Consider the following 18,552-nt stretch of genomic DNA (forward strand, 5'->3'; position numbering starts at 1 on the left):
GGACTGTTTTGTGACAGCAGAAAAAAAGAAAGTTGCTGTTTTTACCGGCACGAGAGCCGAATATGGTTTGCTTTACTGGCTTCTCAAAGATATTGCGCAGGACCCGGATTTGACGTTGCAACTGCTGGTTTCAGGCATGCATTTGTCGCCGGAGTTTGGCGAGACGTATCAGCAGATTGAGAAAGATGGATTTCATATCGATGAAAAGATAGAAATTTTACTTTCTTCTGATTCAGCTGTGGGTGTTGCGAAAAGCATGGGGCTGGGTGTTCTGGGGTTTGCGGATGCGTTGAGCCGCCTTGAACCTGATATGCTGGTGATTTTAGGTGACCGGTTTGAAGCGTTAGCAGCAGCGCAGACCGCAGCTATTCTGCGTATTCCTATTTTGCACCTTCATGGCGGAGAAATTACAGAAGGTGCTTATGATGATGCGATTCGCCACGCGATTACCAAATTCAGTTATTTGCACGCCACTTCAACTGAAGCCTACCGGCAACGGGTGATTCAGCTGGGAGAAGCACCTGAACGTGTCCGCAATGTGGGTGCGATTGGTTTGGATCATTTGAGCAGAGCAACCCTGATGACAAAGGATGAGCTGGCAAAAAATTTGAGTTTTTCGCTGGATAATCCATATTTTATCGTGACTTATCATCCGGTAACTTTAGGTGAAGAAGCCCCTGAAACGAGTTTTGAAGCGTTGCTGAAAGCACTGGATCAATATCCGGATTACCAGATTATTCTGACTTACCCGAATGCTGACGATGGCGGGCGCCGGATTATTCCATTGCTTGAAGGTTATGCTGCTAAGCAGCCGGAGCGTGTTCTGGCGATTCCTTCATTAGGACAAATGCGTTATCTGAGTGCGGTGAAACATGCCTGTGCTGTGATCGGTAATTCTTCCAGCGGGATTATTGAAGTACCGTCTTTTGGTATACCGACTGTCGATATCGGTGTTCGTCAGAAAGGTCGTTTGGCAGCAAACAGTGTCATCCATGCTGACGCTGATTTTGTGTCGATTCATCGCGCTATTCAAATGGCGGTCACCGATACTGGCAAAGAACCTTCAGCGGCGATTGAAAACCCCTATGGTCAGGGGAATACCAGCGCTCTGGTGATTGAAATGATTAAGACGATACCATTTGAGAAATGTAAGCCTTTCTTTGATGTATCTTTTGAAGCAGTGAAGTGAGATTGTCATGACTTTGATTATTGCAGAAGCCGGTGTAAATCATAATGGTGAAGAAGCGCTTGCATTTGAGTTAGTGAAAGCCGCTCATGATGCGGGAGCGGATATCGTCAAATTTCAGACTTTCAAAGCAAAAAATTTAGTGACTGAACAGGCGCGTCAGGCTGATTATCAGGTTGAAAATACTCAGAAGCAGGAGTCTCAGCTGGCGATGTTGAGCCGTTTAGAGTTGTCTTATGAAGCACACTTTAAACTGGTGAAATACTGTGATGAGCTGGGCATTGAATTTCTTTCAACTGCCTTTGATTCAGAGAGCCTGGATTTTCTGGTGAATGAGCTGGGGTTGAAGCGTTTGAAGTTGCCATCCGGTGAGCTGACTAATGCACCGCTGGTTCTGGAACATGCCCGCACCGGGTGTGATTTAATTGTTTCAACCGGCATGGCGACATTAGCGGAAATCGAGATGGCGCTGGGTGTGATTGCTTTTGGTTATACAAGTGAGCGTGATGCCGCACCATCAACCGAAGCATTTCAGCAGGCTTATGCGTCTGAATCCGGACAAGCGGCACTGAAAGAAAAAGTGACGATACTGCACTGTACGACAGAATATCCTGCGCCGGTGGAAGAGATTAATTTAAAGGCGATGGATACGCTGGCTCAGGCATTTGAGTTACCGGCCGGATACTCGGATCACAGCAAGGGTATCACGATTCCTGTTGCTGCCGTTGCCCGCGGTGCTGTGCTGATCGAAAAGCATTTTACCTTAGATAAACATATGGAAGGCCCGGATCATAAGGCGTCACTGGAGCCTCATGAGCTTGCGGAGATGGTTGCTTCCATCCGCCAGGTTGAACTGGCTCTGGGAAGGTCCGTGAAAGCGCCCACGATTTCAGAAGTCAATAATAAAGCGGCAGCCCGTAAGAGCCTGGTTGCTTCCCGGTCAATCAAAGCCGGGGAAACCTTTGATGAATCAAACTTAGTGATTAAAAGGCCGGGCACTGGTATGTCTCCATATTTGTATTGGGAGCTGTTAGGTTCGGCGGCTACTCAGGATTATTTAGCGGGAGATCTGATCGTTGAGTAATGCAGGTCAATTGCCATTAGTTCTGATTGGCGGCGGCGGCCATGCTTCGGTGTTAGCCGATATATTATTGCGCCAGCAGCGAAACATTCTCGCGGTGATTTCGCCGGATGATATTTCCGGCCGGGCGGTATTCCGTGGCATCACACACTATCAACAAGACGATGATGTTCTTCAGTTTCAGCCGGATCAGGTGCGCTTAGTCAATGGCATTGGCATGATTCCCGGCTCTGATATAAAAAAGCTGCTCAATCAATATTATTTATCTCTGGGATACCGGTTTGAGACCGTGATTGCCAGCGAAGCTGTGATTTCTCCTTATGCGACGATTTCTGATGGTGCTCAGATATTTCCCGGAGCCATCATTCAGGCTGGTACTGTGATTGGGCAACATAGCGTGATTAATACCGGTGTTATCATTGAGCATGATTGCTGTATTGGTGACTACAATCATATTGCACCGGGCAGCACAGTTTGCGGTCAGGTCGAGACTGAGACTGACGTTTTTGTCGGTGCTGGTGCAACCATTATTCAGAATCTTAAGTTAAAGCATCAGGCCGTTGTCGGAGCTGGCGCTGTATTGACTAAATCATTAGCTGGTACAGAGATTGCTTATCCTGCCCGGGCTGTTATTAAATCGATACAATGAAAAGGTACGTCATGACCCATTATTGGAATAATGTCCTTATTAAACCGGATAGTACGATCCGTGATGCGCTGGAAATCATTAATAGTGAAGCGTTGCGTGTTGTGTTAGTGGTGAATTCAGAGCAACACCTGATTGGCGTGATCACGGATGGTGATATTCGCCGGGGGCTGCTGAGTAACCTGTCTTTAGATGATGTTGTTTCTGGTGTCATGAATACATCCCCTGTCACGGCGAAGAAGGGGACATCCCGTCAGCGATTAGTCGAAATCATGGAGAAAGAAGGCATTCTTTCTATCCCTTTGCTGGATGACTCGGGTGTTGTTGTTGGTCTGGAAACATTACATAGCGCATTAAATGCGCCGGATTATCCCAACCCGGTATTTATTATGGCCGGAGGCTTTGGAACCCGTCTTCGCCCCCTGACCGATCATTGTCCGAAACCCATGCTGAAAATTGGTGATAAGCCGATTCTTGAAATTGTCGTCAGGAGTTTTATCAAAGCTGGCTTCACCAACTTCTATATTTCCACACACTACATGCCTGAGCAGATCCGCAATCACTTTGGTGATGGGTCATCTCTGGGGGCAAAGATTACCTATGTCCATGAAGAAGAACCGCTGGGAACCGGTGGCGCGCTTGGTTTGTTACCTGATGATTTACCGGAAGACTTACCACTGATTATGATCAATGGTGATGTGCTGACTAAAGTTGATTTTCAGCGGTTACTGGAGTTCCATACGGACAATGAAGCGGATGCAACCATCTGTGTTCGTGAGTATGACTATCAGATTCCCTATGGTGTGATTAACGGTGAAGGGAACAAAATTGTCAGTATGGTTGAGAAACCCATACAGCGCTTTTTTGTGAATGCCGGGATTTATGTGGTCTCACCTGAAATCATTCGCTCCGTTCCTGAGAATCACCGGATCGATATGCCAACGCTTCTGGAGCAGCATATGCAGAAAGATCAGAATATCTTAATGTTCCCTGTGCATGAATACTGGCTGGATATTGGACGGATGGATGATTTCAACCGGGCACAGGTGGATATTTACACTCTGGGGCTGAATTAACCGATGGAACGTATCGCTGTTATTGGCTTGGGTAATATTGCTATCCGGCACCGCCAGAATCTGAAAAGTCTGTATCCGCAATCGGTGCTTTATGGCATGTCATCCAGTGGCCGGGTTCCCGACGAAGCCATTCCGCATTGTGATCAGATTGTTTCAGACCTTCAGGCACTGATTGATCATCAGGTACAGCTTGTGATTGTTGCGTCTCCGGCACCTTTTCATGCCCGTCACGCTATTCCTTTTATCAAAGCTGGCATTCCGGTTTTGATCGAAAAGCCAGTTGCTGCAAATGCACAGGATGCTCAGGCGATTGCTGATGCGGTTAAACAATATCAGACACCGGTTGGTGTGGGTTATTGTTTGCGTTACCTGCCTTCGGCCCAACGGATGAAACAACTGCTGTTGTCTGAGAAAATCGGGCATCTGTACAATGTGTTTATTGAAACGGGTCAGTATTTACCTGACTGGCGTCCGGCAAAAGATTACCGGGATAGTGTGTCTGCAAATGCTCATTTAGGTGGCGGCGCGTTACTGGAGCTGAGCCATGAGCTGGATTATTGCCAGTGGTTACTGGGAGCGCTTGAGGTCCGGCACGCACTTTTACGATCTTCTGAAGAATTAGGGCTGGATGTTGAAGATTCCGCCGATGTGCTTTCAGTGACTGAACAAAAAGCTGTGGTCAATATTCATCTGGATTTTTTGCAGCGGAAAGTGCAGCGCAAGTGCCGGCTGACTGGCAGCAAGGGTGCACTGGAGTGGGATTTGATTCGTAATGAGATCACCCTGAGTTCAGCGAACGGCGGCAATGATATTGTATACAGTGAGCCAGACTGGGATAAAAACCAGATGTATCTGAATATGCTGAAGGAATTTATTCAGCGGGTCGCCGAACCACAAAATGAGCCTGAATATCTGGCTGGTGTTGATGAAGCAGTCAGAACCGTCAGGCTTATCGAACAAATAAAGCAGGTCGCTGATTGATTTTGCTGACAGACAGAATGCAGCGGCTGTCACGGAGAGAATATGAAGTATTTTGCTTTCATTTTTGCCAGAGGTGGCTCGAAAGGGCTGCCGGGTAAGAATATTAAGCCACTCGCAGGTAAACCACTACTACAGTATTCCATTGAGACTGCGCAGGCATCCCCTTCGGTTGAGCAGGTTTTTGTGTCGACGGATGACCCGGCGATTGCGGCTGTTGCAGCCGATGCCGGTGCAATAGTGATTGATCGCCCGGCTGAACTGGCAACGGATAAGAGTCCTGAATGGTTATCATGGCGACATGCGATTGAGTGGGCTGCCGAACATTACGGCGACTTCGATGGGTTTATCAGTCTTCCGGCAACCAGCCCTTTGCGTAGTGTGGATGACGTTGAAAGTGCTATCACAAAACTGCATTCACAGGATGCGGATATTTGTATTTCAGTCACGCCTTCAAGCCGGAGCCCTTATTTTAATATGGTTAAAGGGAATGATCAGGGGCTCGTAGAGTTAGTGATTCAGCCTGAACAGGATGTTGCAAGGCGACAGGATGTGCCGGAAGTATTTGATATCACGACGGTTGTTTATGCCACAACACCGGAGTTTGTGCTGAATCATTATGGATTATTTTCCGGGAAAGTGACCAGTATTGAAGTGCCGAAATCACGGGCAGTTGATATCGATGATATCTATGATTTCCGGTTTGCTGAAGCCATATTACAGAGTGAAAGATAAATGGAAAATCAACTTGAAAATAAAACGATTCTGGTTGCAGGTGCCGGCGGGTTACTCGGCAGTTCTTTAGTACCTGCGATTATGGCGCAGGGCGGGAAAGTGATTGCTGTGGATATTGACGCTGCAGCAATGATAGAGAGACTGAAGCGCACCGGTACGGATACTGACTCTGAGTTGCTGGTGACCGGTTCACTGGACGTCACTGATGAAACAAGCGTCAAAGACTTTTTTGAAAATGCAGATCAGATCGATGGGGCAGTCAACGCCTGTTACCCGAGAAATAAGACTTATGGTGCCCACTTTTTTGATGTGACTCAGGACAGTTTTAATGAAAACCTGACGTTACATTTAGGCAGCTCTTTTTTATTCACTCAGCAGTGTGCTGCGTTTTTTAAACGCCGGCAACAGCCGTTTTCACTGGTGAATATTGCGTCGATCTATGGCGTCGTTGCGCCAAAATTTGATGTGTATGACAACACGCCAATGACGATGCCGGTTGAGTATGCTGCGATCAAGTCAGCCATTTTACACTTAAATAAATATACAGTGGCCTATGTAAATGACAGCCGTTTCCGGATTAACTGTGTCAGCCCCGGGGGTATTTTTGATCATCAGCCGGAGCCTTTCCTTGCAGCATATAAGTCGAATACGCATGGCGCTGGTATGCTGGATGTGAAGGAAATTGAAGGCGCTATACTGTTTTTATTGTCAGAACAGTCAAGGTATGTCACCGGGCAGAATATTATTGTCGATGATGGTTTCAGTTTGTAGTGGGGATGAGAGTTAATGAAAATCCTACAGGTGATGGTACATGCATATGTGCATGGTTTTGCTGGTGGAACTCAAAAAGTAATGATTGAACTGGGGAATCAGCTTGCTGCAAGAAACAGGGCAAGGTCGTGAACATATCTTAACCAATTAAATTGATCGATGTGACGATCATATTCACCTGTGATTATATACGCTCTTTTCAAGCAAAGAGAGCTTCCTCAAATGCATATCGACGAGTTTAAAGAGTCTTTTCACGCAGTAACAGATGATCGCCAGTCAGCAAAGGTAACCTATTGCTTATTTGAGGTACTATTTGGCTCTTTGTGTGCAGTCATTGCAGGTGCCAAAGGATGGTTTGATATACGCGAATACATTCTTGGTTACCATGAGTGGTTTAAGCGTAACGGTATGTTTATTCAAGGTATTCCTGCCGATGATACGATAGCCCGTATTATCTCCAGAATGAAGCCAGAGCCATTTCACGCCTGTTTTATCAATTGGATGTCAGCAGTACACTCTTTGACTGACGGTCAGATCGTCGCTATCGATGGCAAGATACTGCGAGGCTCATACAACCGGGATGCTCGGGCGAGCACTATCCATATGATAAGCGCCTATGCCTCTTCAAATAAATTGGTGCTTGGGCAACTGAAAACAGAAGAGAAAAGCAATGAAATTACGGCAATCCCAGAGCTGATTAAACTGCTCGATATCAAAGGCACTTTAGTCACCATTGATGCGATGGCATGCCAAACTGAGATAGCGAAAACCATCGTCGATCAGGATGCCGACTACTTGCTTGCGGTCAAAAACAACCAAGGCAAGCTACGTCAGGCAGTAGAAGCAGCTTTTACAACACAACGGGCAGCGACGCCAGAGCGAATCAATGCTGAACAGAGTCATGGGCGTGTCGAAGTGCGCCAGGCGCACGTATTAAGCGGTGAAATGCTTGAGGGCAATTTCTCTCGCTGGAAAGGACTGAAGTCGCTCGTGATGGTGGAAAACTTCCGCTATCAACAAGGCAAAGCAACGCTTGAGTATCGTTATTACATCAGTTCAAAATTGTTGAGTGCAGAGCAGGCAGCAAGCGCAGTAAGGGAGCATTGGGGCATAGAGTCGATGCACTGGGTTTTAGATGTGACCATGGCAGAAGATGCTTGCCAGATTTATAAGGAGCACGGTGCCGAAAATCTCTCTTGCTTACGTCATATTGGTCTGAATATGTTACGTTCAGAACCAACCAAACTAAGTATTGTTGGAAAGCAGAAACGCTGCATGATGAATACGTCTATGTTGGAAGCTGTCCTGAGTGACGGATTGAGCGAGATGGGCAAAAAATAGACACTCGTGCGCTCGCCCTGGGTATACTCTACTCTGTTTTAAGAGAGGGAAAGGAACTGGTTTATAAGCGCTTATAACCTATACCTAAACAACCTGTATCTTCAGGTTGTTTAGGTATCAATGGAGTTGGTCAATAAGCCACTAACATTAAAGTAAATCTGGCGGTTCACAATAGCAGTAGTGATCTAAATTCACGCATGCCCTCAGTTTTTCAGGTTTCTATCAGATTGGTGATCTGTAACTATTTTGTATGTATAGAGCGTTGATGAAAATAATCGAGTAAGTAACTTTGTATTCGGTTATCCCTTTGCGTACTAGCTATACAGTTTTGTTCTATTAAACGGATTGTTGACTCCGGATATATTTTTGACAATGTGTACAATGCAGTGGAGGAAAGCCCAATGATAGTTTTGGGTATAACTCCATGTTCGATGAGTTCAAGTTCAATTGGGAAAGTTGGGTGATGGTAAATAATACCTTTTAATCTTTTTATTTCTGATGAGACATGCTTTGCTTCTGTTCTATGAGGAATGTAAAGCAATTGAGAGGGTGAGTCATTTATAGCTGTTTTTATGCTTGAAATGTAATCATTAACACTTATCCTACCTTTTTCATCAATACTTCCCTGTCCAATAAAAACATCAAAATAAGCCAGTTCTTTCTTATTTGAATGAATTTTTTTTCTAAGAATATTAAGCGTGTTTTCTTTATACTTTATGTGACAATTAGGAAAGTTAAAAATGGAGAAAACTTCAGTATTCTCAAAGAACTCTAATTTCCCTATTGGTTTAATACCTTTAAATTTTAATAAATAGTCTTGAACCCATCTTGGGCGATAAAATGGAAGTTTAGGTTCTATGTAATCATAGTAATCAAAAAATGTCATTGTTCCATCATCAAAAAATATATGCTTATTAAATGATAGATTGCGAATAATTAGCTTTGAACGCCAGGATTGATATTCGCTATAAAATAAACATTGAAGATGACCCTGGCTCAGTTTATTTATTTTATTAATAATGAGAGGCGTTATCTTGGTTCGATTGTTTCTGGGGTATCTAATGATTATATCCCAGTTTTTTTCCTCAAGCAGGGATGACATTTGCTTTTTTCCGATTGGATTGTCTTGCTCAATCAGAACGAGTAAATTATTTCGTGTTTGATAAACTTCTCGTGCTTCATTTGCACATATATACTGAAAAGGAGAAGTAACGAGAAATACATTCATAAAATTAGTTAACCTGTTATCCACTGAATTGTCTTTGCAAGTGCTCCCTGATTTTTTTGCAATATGTGAAATGCAGATTTGGAGCATGATTCATATAATAAGTTGTCATCCAACAACATTGCTATTTTTGTGACTATATCTTCTGGTTCTGAACATATGATGATGGCATCTTCCTTAATAAACTCTTTCATAATTTCTTTAAAGTTAAAAAAACTGGGTCCGGTCAGGGTCGGAATGCCTAGTGCAGCTGGCTCTAAGATATTATGTCCACCCACTTTATCACCTATCAGGCTCCCCCCCATGAAGCAGATATCGGCAGCTCCAAGTAGCAGTAGCATCTCCCCCATTGTATCGCCTAAATAAACATGATGTTCTGATGTCAGCTCTTCCTGAGATGTTCTTCGTATCGTTTTTAATCCCTTGGACAAGCATAGTTCAAATATTGTATTAAAGCGCTCAGGGTGACGGGGTACCAGAATAAGAAGACAGTCAGGCTTCGTCTTAAGCAATAGTTTATGAGCACTTAAAATTTGTTCTTCTTCTCCCTGATGAGTACTGGCTGCAATCCATATAGGGCGTGTTGTTCCCAGCTTTTTTCTTAATTTTTTCCCAGCAGAGATTGTTTCATCCGGAATTGTAATATCGAACTTAATTGAACCTGTTACCTCTGTTTTGCCTGGTTCAATACCCAATCGTAAAAAATTGTCTTTGTCGGTATTGGTCTGGCAAAGTACCTTGGTTAAAGCCGAGTGCATCTGACGGAATAATGGATAGATTTTTTGATAATTTTTGCATGATTTCTCTGATAATCGTGCATTAATGACTGTAATCGGAATTTTAGCCTGACTTACATAATGAAGGGTATTTGGCCAAAGTTCAGTTTCAATAATTAACATTTGTCTGGGACGTACGATTTTTAAGAAACGCCTGATGGCAAACCCAAAGTCTATGGGCATATAGCGATGTTCAGCCAAGCCACCTAATTTGGCAATTTCAGCAGCGCCGGTGCTGGTTGTGGTTGTGACTAAAACAGGTAACCCGGGAAACTCTTGTTTAATTCGTTTGACTAAAGATACAGCGAGGATACTTTCACCCACAGACACGGCATGAATCCATAATGGAGTGACTTGTGCGTCTTTTAATAGCGGGGTAAAGCCAAAATGCTCTTTCCAGCGATGGCCAAACGTCGGGTGATTGGTTTTTTTTCTGTACAGTCGGTAAAGCAGATAAGGCGAAAGAAGAAAAAGTACGAAAGTATAAATGGTCCGGACAAACATCATTTAACCTTAATCAGAGAGTCTAATATTCAGAGTGTGGCGTGCTGGCTTATCATTATTGTATATCTTTTGCCCACTTTTAACTTCAGTCTTATCAATGAAACTTATTATTACTCAATCGGATATTTTAGTACAGTGGGTTGGTATATCGATCGATATTTTTTGTGGACGAAGGTGGATTCGATAAGTGATATTTTCGGCTTTGATATCATTATTGCTTTCATAGTACACTTTGCGCAGTTTATCACAGTAACCGGAGCCTTTATGACCAAGCCTGTAATTCTACATATTTGCCTCTCAGAAGGATGGGGGGGACTTGAAATGTACCCTGTCCGGATTGGAAGCAGGCTGTCTCAGGCTGGTTATCAGATTTTCGGTCTCTGCCTTCAGAACACACAAGTACACAAGATGATGAAACAGTCCGGACTTGAGACCTTTTCAGCAAAAAGTAAAAGTTCACTGCTCTTCGGTGATTTCTTCAGATTAGTTCGCTGGATTAAAGCAAATCATATTTCGGTCATTCATTGCCACAAGTCCGGCGACTTAGTCTTCGGGCGTTTGATTCGTTTGTTTTGTCCGGTACAGGTTGTTTTTACTGAGCATATGGGAAGTCAGCGGGAGAAAAAAGACTTTTATCATCGCTGGGTTTACCGCGGAGTCGATCTGGTGTTGTCTGTGAGTAATGCAACTTATCAGCGAAATATAAATGCTCTTCCTGTCCCGGCGGAAAAAATTTCCCGCCTTTGGTTAGGGACGGATATACCCGATGCGTCTCCTTCTTTACCCGAACAGATGGATGATATTAAGCGGGAACTGAATCTTCCTGATGGAGATCTGATTCTTGGTTCCGTTGGCCGGATTTGTGAGGGGAAAGGACATATTGAGTTAGTCCGTGCTTTTCAGTTGATTGAACAACAAAATCCCCGGACATTGTTAGTTATTGTGGGGGGGATAAACCCTCATGAAGGATGTGATCAGAATTATCTTCGCCGCTTAAAACAGGTCATTGCAGAGCTGGACTTAGAGGATAAGGTTTTCTTTACCGGCTTTATCTCAGATGTTCAACGGGTCTTTTCAGTCATTGATATCATCTGCTTACCTTATGCCAATGAAGCTTTTGGGTTAACTGCGATTGAATCGATGGCGGCTCAAAAACCGATTGTCGGGGCGAATACCGGTGCATTCCCTGAAATCTTTGAAGATACAGCTTTATTGTGTAATCCGCTGAATGAGGAAGAGATAGCAGACAGTATCACCACGTTAATCAGGCAGCAGGACTTAGCTGAAGCACTGGCATTAAAAGCCCGGAGAAGGGCTGTGGATGAATTCTCAATGGAAAAACATGTTCAGGAATTGCTGTCATTTTACTGCGATCTGGTGAGTAATCGTGTGGTCTTTGCCTGCCGTACCTGAGTGATTGTAACAATTTCCACTAAAACATGGTTTTAATGAATCGTACCAATGGTACTATTTGCTATTAATGTGTGTATTGTCTGAATAAAAATATATGAAAATTCTTGTCATAGGTCCTTCATGGATTGGTGATATGGTAATGTCGCAGAGCCTGTATATTGAGCTGAAAAAGCGTCATCCTGAATCAACAATTACGGTATTAGCGCCGAAGTGGTGTAACCCGGTTTTACAAAGAATGCCTCAGGTCGATCAGATTCTCGAAATGCCGATTGGTCACGGGACGTTTGATCTGAAAGGTCGCTGGAAAATTGGCCGGCAGCTCCTCCAGGAAAATTTTACACACGCATTTGTTCTGCCAAATTCTGCGAAATCGGCATTGATTCCGCTTTTTGCCGGGATTAAACACCGGATTGGCTGGAAAGGCGAGTCCCGGTATGGGCTACTGAATGATCTCAGACCCCGCAAGCAGGTTTTTCAGTATATGGTTGAGCGATACGTTGCATTAGCCAGCAGTAAAGAAAAGATGCGGGAAGAGGTTGCGCTGGAGATTTGTCCCAGACCCAGCCTGATGGTGGACTCTGAACAACAGGAAGATGTTTGTTCCCGTCTGGGTTTATCAAAAGACAGTAAAGTCGTTGGTATGTGTCCCGGAGCTGAATTTGGTCCGGCAAAGCGATGGCCGGAGCAATATTATGCTGAGCTTGCCCTATATCTGATTGAGCAGGGATATCAGGTGTGTATCTTTGGGTCTGCCAAAGATCAAACAGTGTCTCAGGCCATTTATCAGTCTCTGCCGGAAGCATCCCGGAATCAGTGTTTTGATTTGGCCGGGCAGACGTCTTTGTCTGAAGTGGTTGACTTACTGGCGATGTGCCATACTGTTTTTTGTAATGATTCGGGTCTGATGCATATTTCCGCTGCGGTTGGGTGCAGAGTTGTCGCTATCTATGGTTCTACATCGACTCGTTATACTCCGCCGTTGACTGAACGTTGTGCCGCTGTTCATACTGATATTCCGTGTCGGCCCTGTTTTAAAAGAGAGTGTCCTCTGGGGCATTTGAACTGTCTGAAGCAATTAAGTGTGCAGCAAGTGATTCAGGCATATGAGACATTGAAAATATCGTCTTCAGACAGTGAAATCATGTAGTAAAGTGATTATGGTAAAGTGATGCATATAACAAGAATTGATAGATTGAACCAAATAATATTTGGGTTGTTTGGCCTGTCTTTGTGTGTCTTTAAAGGCGGCATGTATTTATTTCCTGTTTTATTATTTATTACATTCTTTATATTAAAGCCTAAAAACATGATGCAAGATGAAATGATGAAGAAAATTATCTTCATTTCATTAGCTACGTTTAGTGTTGGCTTTTTATCTCAATTAGTTAATTTACAGTTTTACTCAGATCTCGGTTTTTATACTAAAAAAGCTATTTTTTTATTTTTAATTCCGGTATTACTGTTTTTTCTGAAAGATAAAGTCAATCAGAAAATGCTGTTCGGAGGGTTTGTCGTAGGATTGGTTGCAGCAAACATTTACTGTTATTATCTTTTCTTTCACTCTCACTTTACAATGAGTGAGTCCTTGGTAGATAGCTTCTGGGATATTCTCCGGTGGCGTGAAATATTGACATTCAGTTTATGTTTATCGATACCTCTCTTATTTCATAAGAATAGAAAAATAAAGTTACTTGCATTGTTACTCATTTTATTCTGTATTCCATCGGTTATTTTTAGTGGTGGCAGAGTAGTCTATTTTTCCGTAGTTATATCGGTTATTGCTTACTTTGCTTTGCTAAACCGGGACAAAATAAAACATTTTATTGTTTTCTTTGTGATTTTATCCGGATTAATATATTTTGTTCCCAATCCGGTTTTTAAAGCAATTGACCATCGTATCGGTTCAATCTTCAATACAGAATCAAATTATTCCAATATAGGTCGTATTCACATGTATAAAGAAGGTGTTATTTTTATATATGATCAAATGACCACTCACCCACGCCGGATTCTTTTCGGAATGGGGGAAAAAGGATTTAATAAAGAGTTTGTTCAGTATCTGAAGCAAAAGGGTAAATATGAACATTTGATGGAGATAACCAGCAGACAGTTCTCAGTAAGAGATCAACATAACTCTTTATTGAACACATTGAGTAAGCGGGGGATTTTTTATTTTATACTCTTCTATTCTTTAATACTGTTTATCTTTTTCAAAACATATCAATCTGCAGTGCTTGGAGATATATTCTCTCAGTCTGCATTAATATTGTTGGTCGGCTATTTTTCTATTGGGATGCTGTATGGGAATGCATTTAGCTTTGATACGATTATTATGTTTACACTGTGGTGTTTATTCTTTTCAATAAAAGATAATTATAAAACAGAACAGAAAGACTCGGTTGATGAAGAAACTGATTATATAAATAAGGGTGATTTATGAACGACTTTTTGAAATTAATTTTTAACCGGGGACTTCGTCTGTTTGGTAATTTAATCAAATTATTGTCTTATCCATTTCACTTTATTCTTCCAAAGCTTCGGTTTACGATTCCTGAATATTCGGAAGCAAAGGTTAAAAAAAGCACCGAGACTCAAATAACGAAGTTAATCTGGCAGACAAACTATTCCAATCGGTGCACATTACCTGTTTATATTAACTACTTATTTAATCGTTTAATGTCACTTGATTATGACTATCGGTATGTCAGTACTGAAGAACGTGAAGTTTTCATGAAAGATAATGCGCCACCTGAAGTTTATCAGGCTTACCTGAAGCTGAATGATGGTGCTGCTCAGGCTGATTTATGGCGTGTGACAACATTATATTTGCATGGCGGAATCTATATGGATATCGATGCAACATTAGTGACGCCATTACATAAAACGCTACAGGAAAATTACGATTCCCTGTTTATCAAATATAAAAAGAATACGGAATTTACTAACTTCTTTTTAGCCACGGCACCAAATAATCCTCTCTATAAATTAATTATTGATCAAATTGTTGATAATATTAATAACTTTGAATCACTAAAAAGTCAGAGTGCTTACGCAGTTACCGGGCCTTCGGTTGTAAATAAAGTTCTGAAAGATAAAACAGTCCCTTATAAGTCCCGGGATCATGTTTGTATACAGGGCACATTTACAAATGAGTACTTCCAGTATATGGATAAACCCCGGGGTAAATGGAATCATAAAAAACCGGGTGAGTTACTGAAGAAATAATTTACCAGGGGAAATTTGTCAGCCATTATACCCAGGCACCTTCAGGTTGTTTGAGTACAATGGCTTTGTTTATATCAGCTTTTGAGATAACTGATCAAACATCGAAATCACATCGTCAGCCTGAATGCGTTGCATCGCATTTTCATCTTTAACCCGGGTTCGCCAGTTTAATTGTGACATGTCTTTCTTCTGTTCGGCTTTCAGTGCTTCTGCATAGGCCGAAATGACATAATCGCGATAGTGATATGGCCCGGTTCTGTCCGGGTTATGATGCGCATACAGTCCAATGACCGGGGTATTCATTGCATTAGCCATATGTACCGGTCCGGTATCAGGGGCAATTAATAAATCGGCTTGATCAATCAATGCCAGCATCTGTTTCAGCGTACTTTTTCCGACTGTGTTTGTGACTGAAGCTGAAATTTTCTTCAGAATCTCATCGGTTAACTCCGTTTCGACCGGGGAAGGAGAGCCCGCTAAAATGACATGCCACCCGGAATGATGGGCATGCTCTATCACCTGAGCGTAGCCTTCCGGTGTCCAGTTTTTATATTTTTTGCTGGCACCGGCAACAATCACCAGATTCTTTTTTTGAGAATTCAGCTGATTGGATGCCCATTGTTTTTCTTCGTCTGAATAGCTGATCGTCCATGCAGGCTTGACATCTTTCACGCCCAGATGCTGAGCAAAAGCGAGAAACCCATCCAGTACATGAGGCTGCTCGGGTGAGGGTACTTTGACATTGGTAAACAGTGTCTGAAAATCCTGACTCCGTTTGGCATCAAACCCCAGCTTGTACCTGGCCTTTATTCCCACGGTAAGCAGACTTGCCCGAATTGCATACTGCATATGGAGCAGCGCATCAAAACGGCGGCCTTTTAACTGCTTCCAAACCTGTTTGTATGCCTGCCAGCCCTGTTTTTTATCGAAGACAATGACATCAACACCCGGGAGATCACCAATCAGCTGTGCTTCCAGCTTGCCTGTAATCCAGGTAATACGGGTTTGTGGCCAGTTGCGTTGAATTGCCTGAACCGCCGCGATCGCATTACACACATCACCAATGGCGGAGAGACGTAAAATGCAGACAGAACGGGGAGGAGATTGAAATAGTTCCATATCATCTGGATGAAAGTGCAGAAAAAAGTGATTATGCCAGAATTTCTGCTGAGAAGAAAATGAGCTTAATCTGAGCCAAACAGATCTCTGGTATAAACTTTATCGGCAACATCTTCTAAAACACCGGCCATGCGATTGGATATGATGATGTCGGATAACGCTTTGAATTCATCCAGATCAGTGCTGACTTTTGAATGATAAAAGTGTGTATCGGATAATAATGGTTCATAAATAATGACTTCAACACCTTTTGCATGCAGGCGTCTCATGATGCCTTGCACCGAAGATTCTCTGAAGTTATCTGAGCCGGATTTCATGATCAGACGATAGATTCCCACGACTTTCGGCTCACGCTGCATAATGCTTTCAGCGACAAAGTTTTTTCGGGTCTGATTCGCTTCAACAATCGCTCTGATCAGATTATTCGGAACGCTTTGATAGTTCGCAAGTAACTGTTTGGTATCTTTAGGTAAACAGTAGCCGCCATAACCGAATGACGGATTATTGTAATGATGGCCGATTCTGGGATCTGAGCAAACGCCTTCGATGATTTGCCGGGTGTCCAGATGATGGGTTTCTGCATAACTGTCTAATTCGTTAAAATAAGCAATGCGCATCGCTAAGTAAGTATTGGAAAACAGCTTAATTGCTTCGGCTTCAGTCGAATCTGTGAAAAGAATGGGGATGTCTGTTTTTATGGCACCTTCAGACATTAATCCGGCAAATTTTCGGGCTTTTTCGCTGTCTTCTCCAACGATAATTCTTGATGGGTGCAAATTGTCATAAAGTGCCTTGCCTTCGCGCAGAAATTCCGGAGAAAAGATCAGATTATTATGGCCTGTCTGGTGTTTGATTCTTTGCGTAAAACCTACCGGAATCGTTGATTTAATAATGATTGTCGCCAGCGGATTGTATTCAATGACATCCTGAATCACGGATTCGACAGATGAAGTATTAAAATAGTTGGTTTGCGGGTCATAATCCGTCGGTGTCGCAATAATGATAAAGTCAGCATTATCATAAGCTTCAGCAGGATTGAGCGTTGCTTTGAAATCGAGTTCCCGGGTTTGCAGGTAGGACTCGATGTCTTTATCAGCTACCGGAGATTGTTTGTTATTTAACAGAGATACTTTTTCCTCAATAATATCCAGTGCGATAACCTGATGATTCTGAGCCAGTAAAATGGCATTTGATAAACCGACATAGCCGGTTCCGACAACGGCAATTTTCATGGAATATAACCTCATCTCTTTGCTGGTTAACAAGCAAAGATGCCCGTAACTATCACGGACATCATGAGATCAGGTTATGAGCGAAATATGAACTACTGATTAATGATTTGTAAATATTCTGCGACGCCTTCGGCGACGGTTTTGAACTGAATATCACAGCCAGCCTGACGCAGTTTGGTTAAGTCAGCCTGAGTGAATTCCTGGTACGCGCCTTTCAGATGTTCAGGGAATGGAATGGTTTCGATCTGTCCCTGTCCGTGATATTGAATCACAGCTTTCGCAACTTCTTCAAATGATTCTGCCCGGCCTGTACCACAGTTAAAAATGCCTGATACGCCATGCTCAAGGAACCAAAGGTTCACTTCACAGACGTCACCGACATAGATAAAATCGCGGATAAAGTGTTCACTGCCTTCAAATAATTTAGGGTTTTCACCTGCATTCATCTGGTTATTCAGATGGAATGCAACGGATGCCATTGAGCCTTTATGATTCTCTCTGGGACCGTAAACATTGAAATATCTGAACCCGGTAATCTGAGAGAGTTTCTCACCATGCGTTTCTGCATCCTGCCACAACCGGCGGACATAAGTGTCGAAGAGTTGTTTTGAATAGCCGTAAACGTTGAGTGCACCTTCATATTCCGGTGATTCAATGAATGTTTTTGTTTCACCGTAAGTTGCCGCAGAGGAGGCGTACAGAAACGGGATTTCCCGGTCCAGGCAATAATGAAGAAGCTCTTTTGAATACTCATAATTGTTGAGCATCATATATTTGCCGTCCCACTCTGTGGTCGCGGAACATGCACCTTCATGAAAAACTGCTTCAATGGGTCCGAAGTCATCACCGGCCATGATTTGGGTCAGAAAGTCATCACGATCCATGTAATCGGCAATATTTAAATCAACCAGATTTTTAAATTTCTTTCCATCTTTCAGGTGATCTACAACCAAAATATCGTCAATCCCCCGGTTATTCAGTGCCTTGACAATATTGCTGCCAATCATGCCTGCACCACCCGTTACAATGATCATGTTCCTATCCTTCATCGAATGTAAGTACTGTTATCTAGTATAACGAATCTGTATCTGGTTGTAATTGCAGATATACCCAACGACCTGGAGAGACAGTACTCAGTTGGATTTGTTGACTTCTGATGTAAGGTGTTGATTTGCAGATGTCGCGTTTACGTTGACAATATATACCCAAACAACCTGCATCTTCAGGTTGTTTGGGTATATTGG

General features: G+C 42.9%; 17 protein-coding genes. 12 read left to right on the top strand and 5 right to left on the bottom strand.

The window, feature by feature from the left end; all coding sequences use genetic code 11:
• Positions 1-10: 10 nt before the first annotated feature.
• The 8 genes from neuC (at position 11) to OC443_RS01175 (ending at position 7,814) form a co-directional block, all read left to right on the top strand.
• The gene (gene neuC / locus OC443_RS01140) at positions 11-1,189 is read left to right on the top strand and encodes a UDP-N-acetylglucosamine 2-epimerase (protein ID WP_073584706.1); all 1,179 of its coding nucleotides are present in this window, start codon (positions 11-13) and stop codon (positions 1,187-1,189) included.
• A 7-nt stretch (positions 1,190-1,196) separates the two neighbouring features.
• Positions 1,197-2,270, top strand: coding sequence for an N-acetylneuraminate synthase (neuB, locus tag OC443_RS01145; protein WP_073584704.1), 1,074 nt, complete (start codon positions 1,197-1,199; stop codon positions 2,268-2,270).
• Entirely contained in the window at positions 2,263-2,916 is a 654-nt protein-coding gene (locus OC443_RS01150; RefSeq protein ID WP_073584702.1) for an acetyltransferase, read from the top strand. Before neuB ends, OC443_RS01150 begins: the two co-directional genes overlap by 8 nt.
• A gap of 11 nt (positions 2,917-2,927) precedes the next feature.
• Complete coding sequence (locus OC443_RS01155) at positions 2,928-3,989, top strand: nucleotidyltransferase family protein (protein WP_073584700.1); 1,062 nt, start codon at positions 2,928-2,930, stop codon at positions 3,987-3,989.
• 3 nt (positions 3,990-3,992) lie between these two features.
• On the top strand, positions 3,993-4,970 hold the full coding sequence (locus OC443_RS01160; protein ID WP_073584698.1) for a Gfo/Idh/MocA family protein: 978 nt from the start codon (positions 3,993-3,995) through the stop codon (positions 4,968-4,970).
• Between the two features lie 42 nt (positions 4,971-5,012).
• Complete coding sequence (locus OC443_RS01165) at positions 5,013-5,702, top strand: acylneuraminate cytidylyltransferase family protein (protein ID WP_073584696.1); 690 nt, start codon at positions 5,013-5,015, stop codon at positions 5,700-5,702.
• The gene (locus OC443_RS01170; RefSeq protein ID WP_073584694.1) at positions 5,703-6,473 is read left to right on the top strand and encodes an oxidoreductase; all 771 of its coding nucleotides are present in this window, start codon (positions 5,703-5,705) and stop codon (positions 6,471-6,473) included.
• Between the two features lie 222 nt (positions 6,474-6,695).
• Positions 6,696-7,814 carry an ISAs1 family transposase gene (locus OC443_RS01175; protein ID WP_073584692.1) on the top strand — a complete coding sequence of 373 codons (1,119 nt, stop codon included), beginning with the start codon at positions 6,696-6,698 and terminating at the stop codon, positions 7,812-7,814.
• A 241-nt stretch (positions 7,815-8,055) separates the two neighbouring features.
• On the opposite strand, the gene OC443_RS01180 is transcribed toward OC443_RS01175, so the two are convergent.
• Together OC443_RS01180 and waaA are read right to left on the bottom strand one after the other, a co-directional pair.
• A complete protein-coding gene (locus OC443_RS01180) occupies positions 8,056-9,042 on the bottom strand; it encodes a hypothetical protein (RefSeq protein ID WP_073584690.1) in 987 nt (328 codons plus the stop codon).
• An 8-nt stretch (positions 9,043-9,050) separates the two neighbouring features.
• Positions 9,051-10,319: a lipid IV(A) 3-deoxy-D-manno-octulosonic acid transferase gene (waaA, locus tag OC443_RS01185; RefSeq protein ID WP_073584688.1), complete on the bottom strand. Its 1,269-nt coding sequence runs from the start codon at positions 10,317-10,319 to the stop codon at positions 9,051-9,053.
• A 264-nt stretch (positions 10,320-10,583) separates the two neighbouring features.
• Between waaA and OC443_RS01190 the strand changes: the two genes are divergently transcribed.
• The 4 genes from OC443_RS01190 (at position 10,584) to OC443_RS01205 (ending at position 14,957) form a co-directional block, all read left to right on the top strand.
• Positions 10,584-11,732 (top strand): glycosyltransferase family 4 protein, encoded by a 1,149-nt coding sequence (locus OC443_RS01190; RefSeq protein ID WP_073584686.1) that lies wholly within the window; start codon positions 10,584-10,586, stop codon positions 11,730-11,732.
• A gap of 94 nt (positions 11,733-11,826) precedes the next feature.
• Positions 11,827-12,879 (top strand): lipopolysaccharide heptosyltransferase II, encoded by a 1,053-nt coding sequence (waaF, locus tag OC443_RS01195; protein WP_073584684.1) that lies wholly within the window; start codon positions 11,827-11,829, stop codon positions 12,877-12,879.
• Positions 12,880-12,900: 21 nt separating this feature from the next.
• Positions 12,901-14,172 (top strand): O-antigen ligase family protein, encoded by a 1,272-nt coding sequence (locus tag OC443_RS01200; RefSeq protein WP_083601694.1) that lies wholly within the window; start codon positions 12,901-12,903, stop codon positions 14,170-14,172.
• Positions 14,169-14,957, top strand: a complete 789-nt coding sequence (locus tag OC443_RS01205) for a glycosyltransferase family 32 protein (protein WP_073584680.1) — start codon at positions 14,169-14,171, stop codon at positions 14,955-14,957. Before OC443_RS01200 ends, OC443_RS01205 begins: the two co-directional genes overlap by 4 nt.
• Before the next feature lie 69 nt (positions 14,958-15,026).
• Here OC443_RS01205 and OC443_RS01210 read toward each other — a convergent pair whose 3' ends face one another.
• The 3 genes from OC443_RS01210 to rfaD all read right to left on the bottom strand — a co-directional run bounded on the left by OC443_RS01210 (position 15,027) and on the right by rfaD (position 18,342).
• Positions 15,027-16,076 carry a glycosyltransferase family 9 protein gene (locus tag OC443_RS01210; RefSeq protein ID WP_073584678.1) on the bottom strand — a complete coding sequence of 350 codons (1,050 nt, stop codon included), beginning with the start codon at positions 16,074-16,076 and terminating at the stop codon, positions 15,027-15,029.
• A 65-nt stretch (positions 16,077-16,141) separates the two neighbouring features.
• Positions 16,142-17,308 (bottom strand): nucleotide sugar dehydrogenase, encoded by a 1,167-nt coding sequence (locus OC443_RS01215; RefSeq protein ID WP_073584676.1) that lies wholly within the window; start codon positions 17,306-17,308, stop codon positions 16,142-16,144.
• Between the two features lie 92 nt (positions 17,309-17,400).
• Positions 17,401-18,342, bottom strand: coding sequence for an ADP-glyceromanno-heptose 6-epimerase (gene rfaD / locus OC443_RS01220; RefSeq protein ID WP_073584674.1), 942 nt, complete (start codon positions 18,340-18,342; stop codon positions 17,401-17,403).
• Between the last annotated feature and the right edge of the window lie 210 nt (positions 18,343-18,552).

The organism is Vibrio quintilis (assembly GCF_024529975.1).
Lineage (GTDB): Bacteria > Pseudomonadota > Gammaproteobacteria > Enterobacterales > Vibrionaceae > Vibrio > Vibrio quintilis.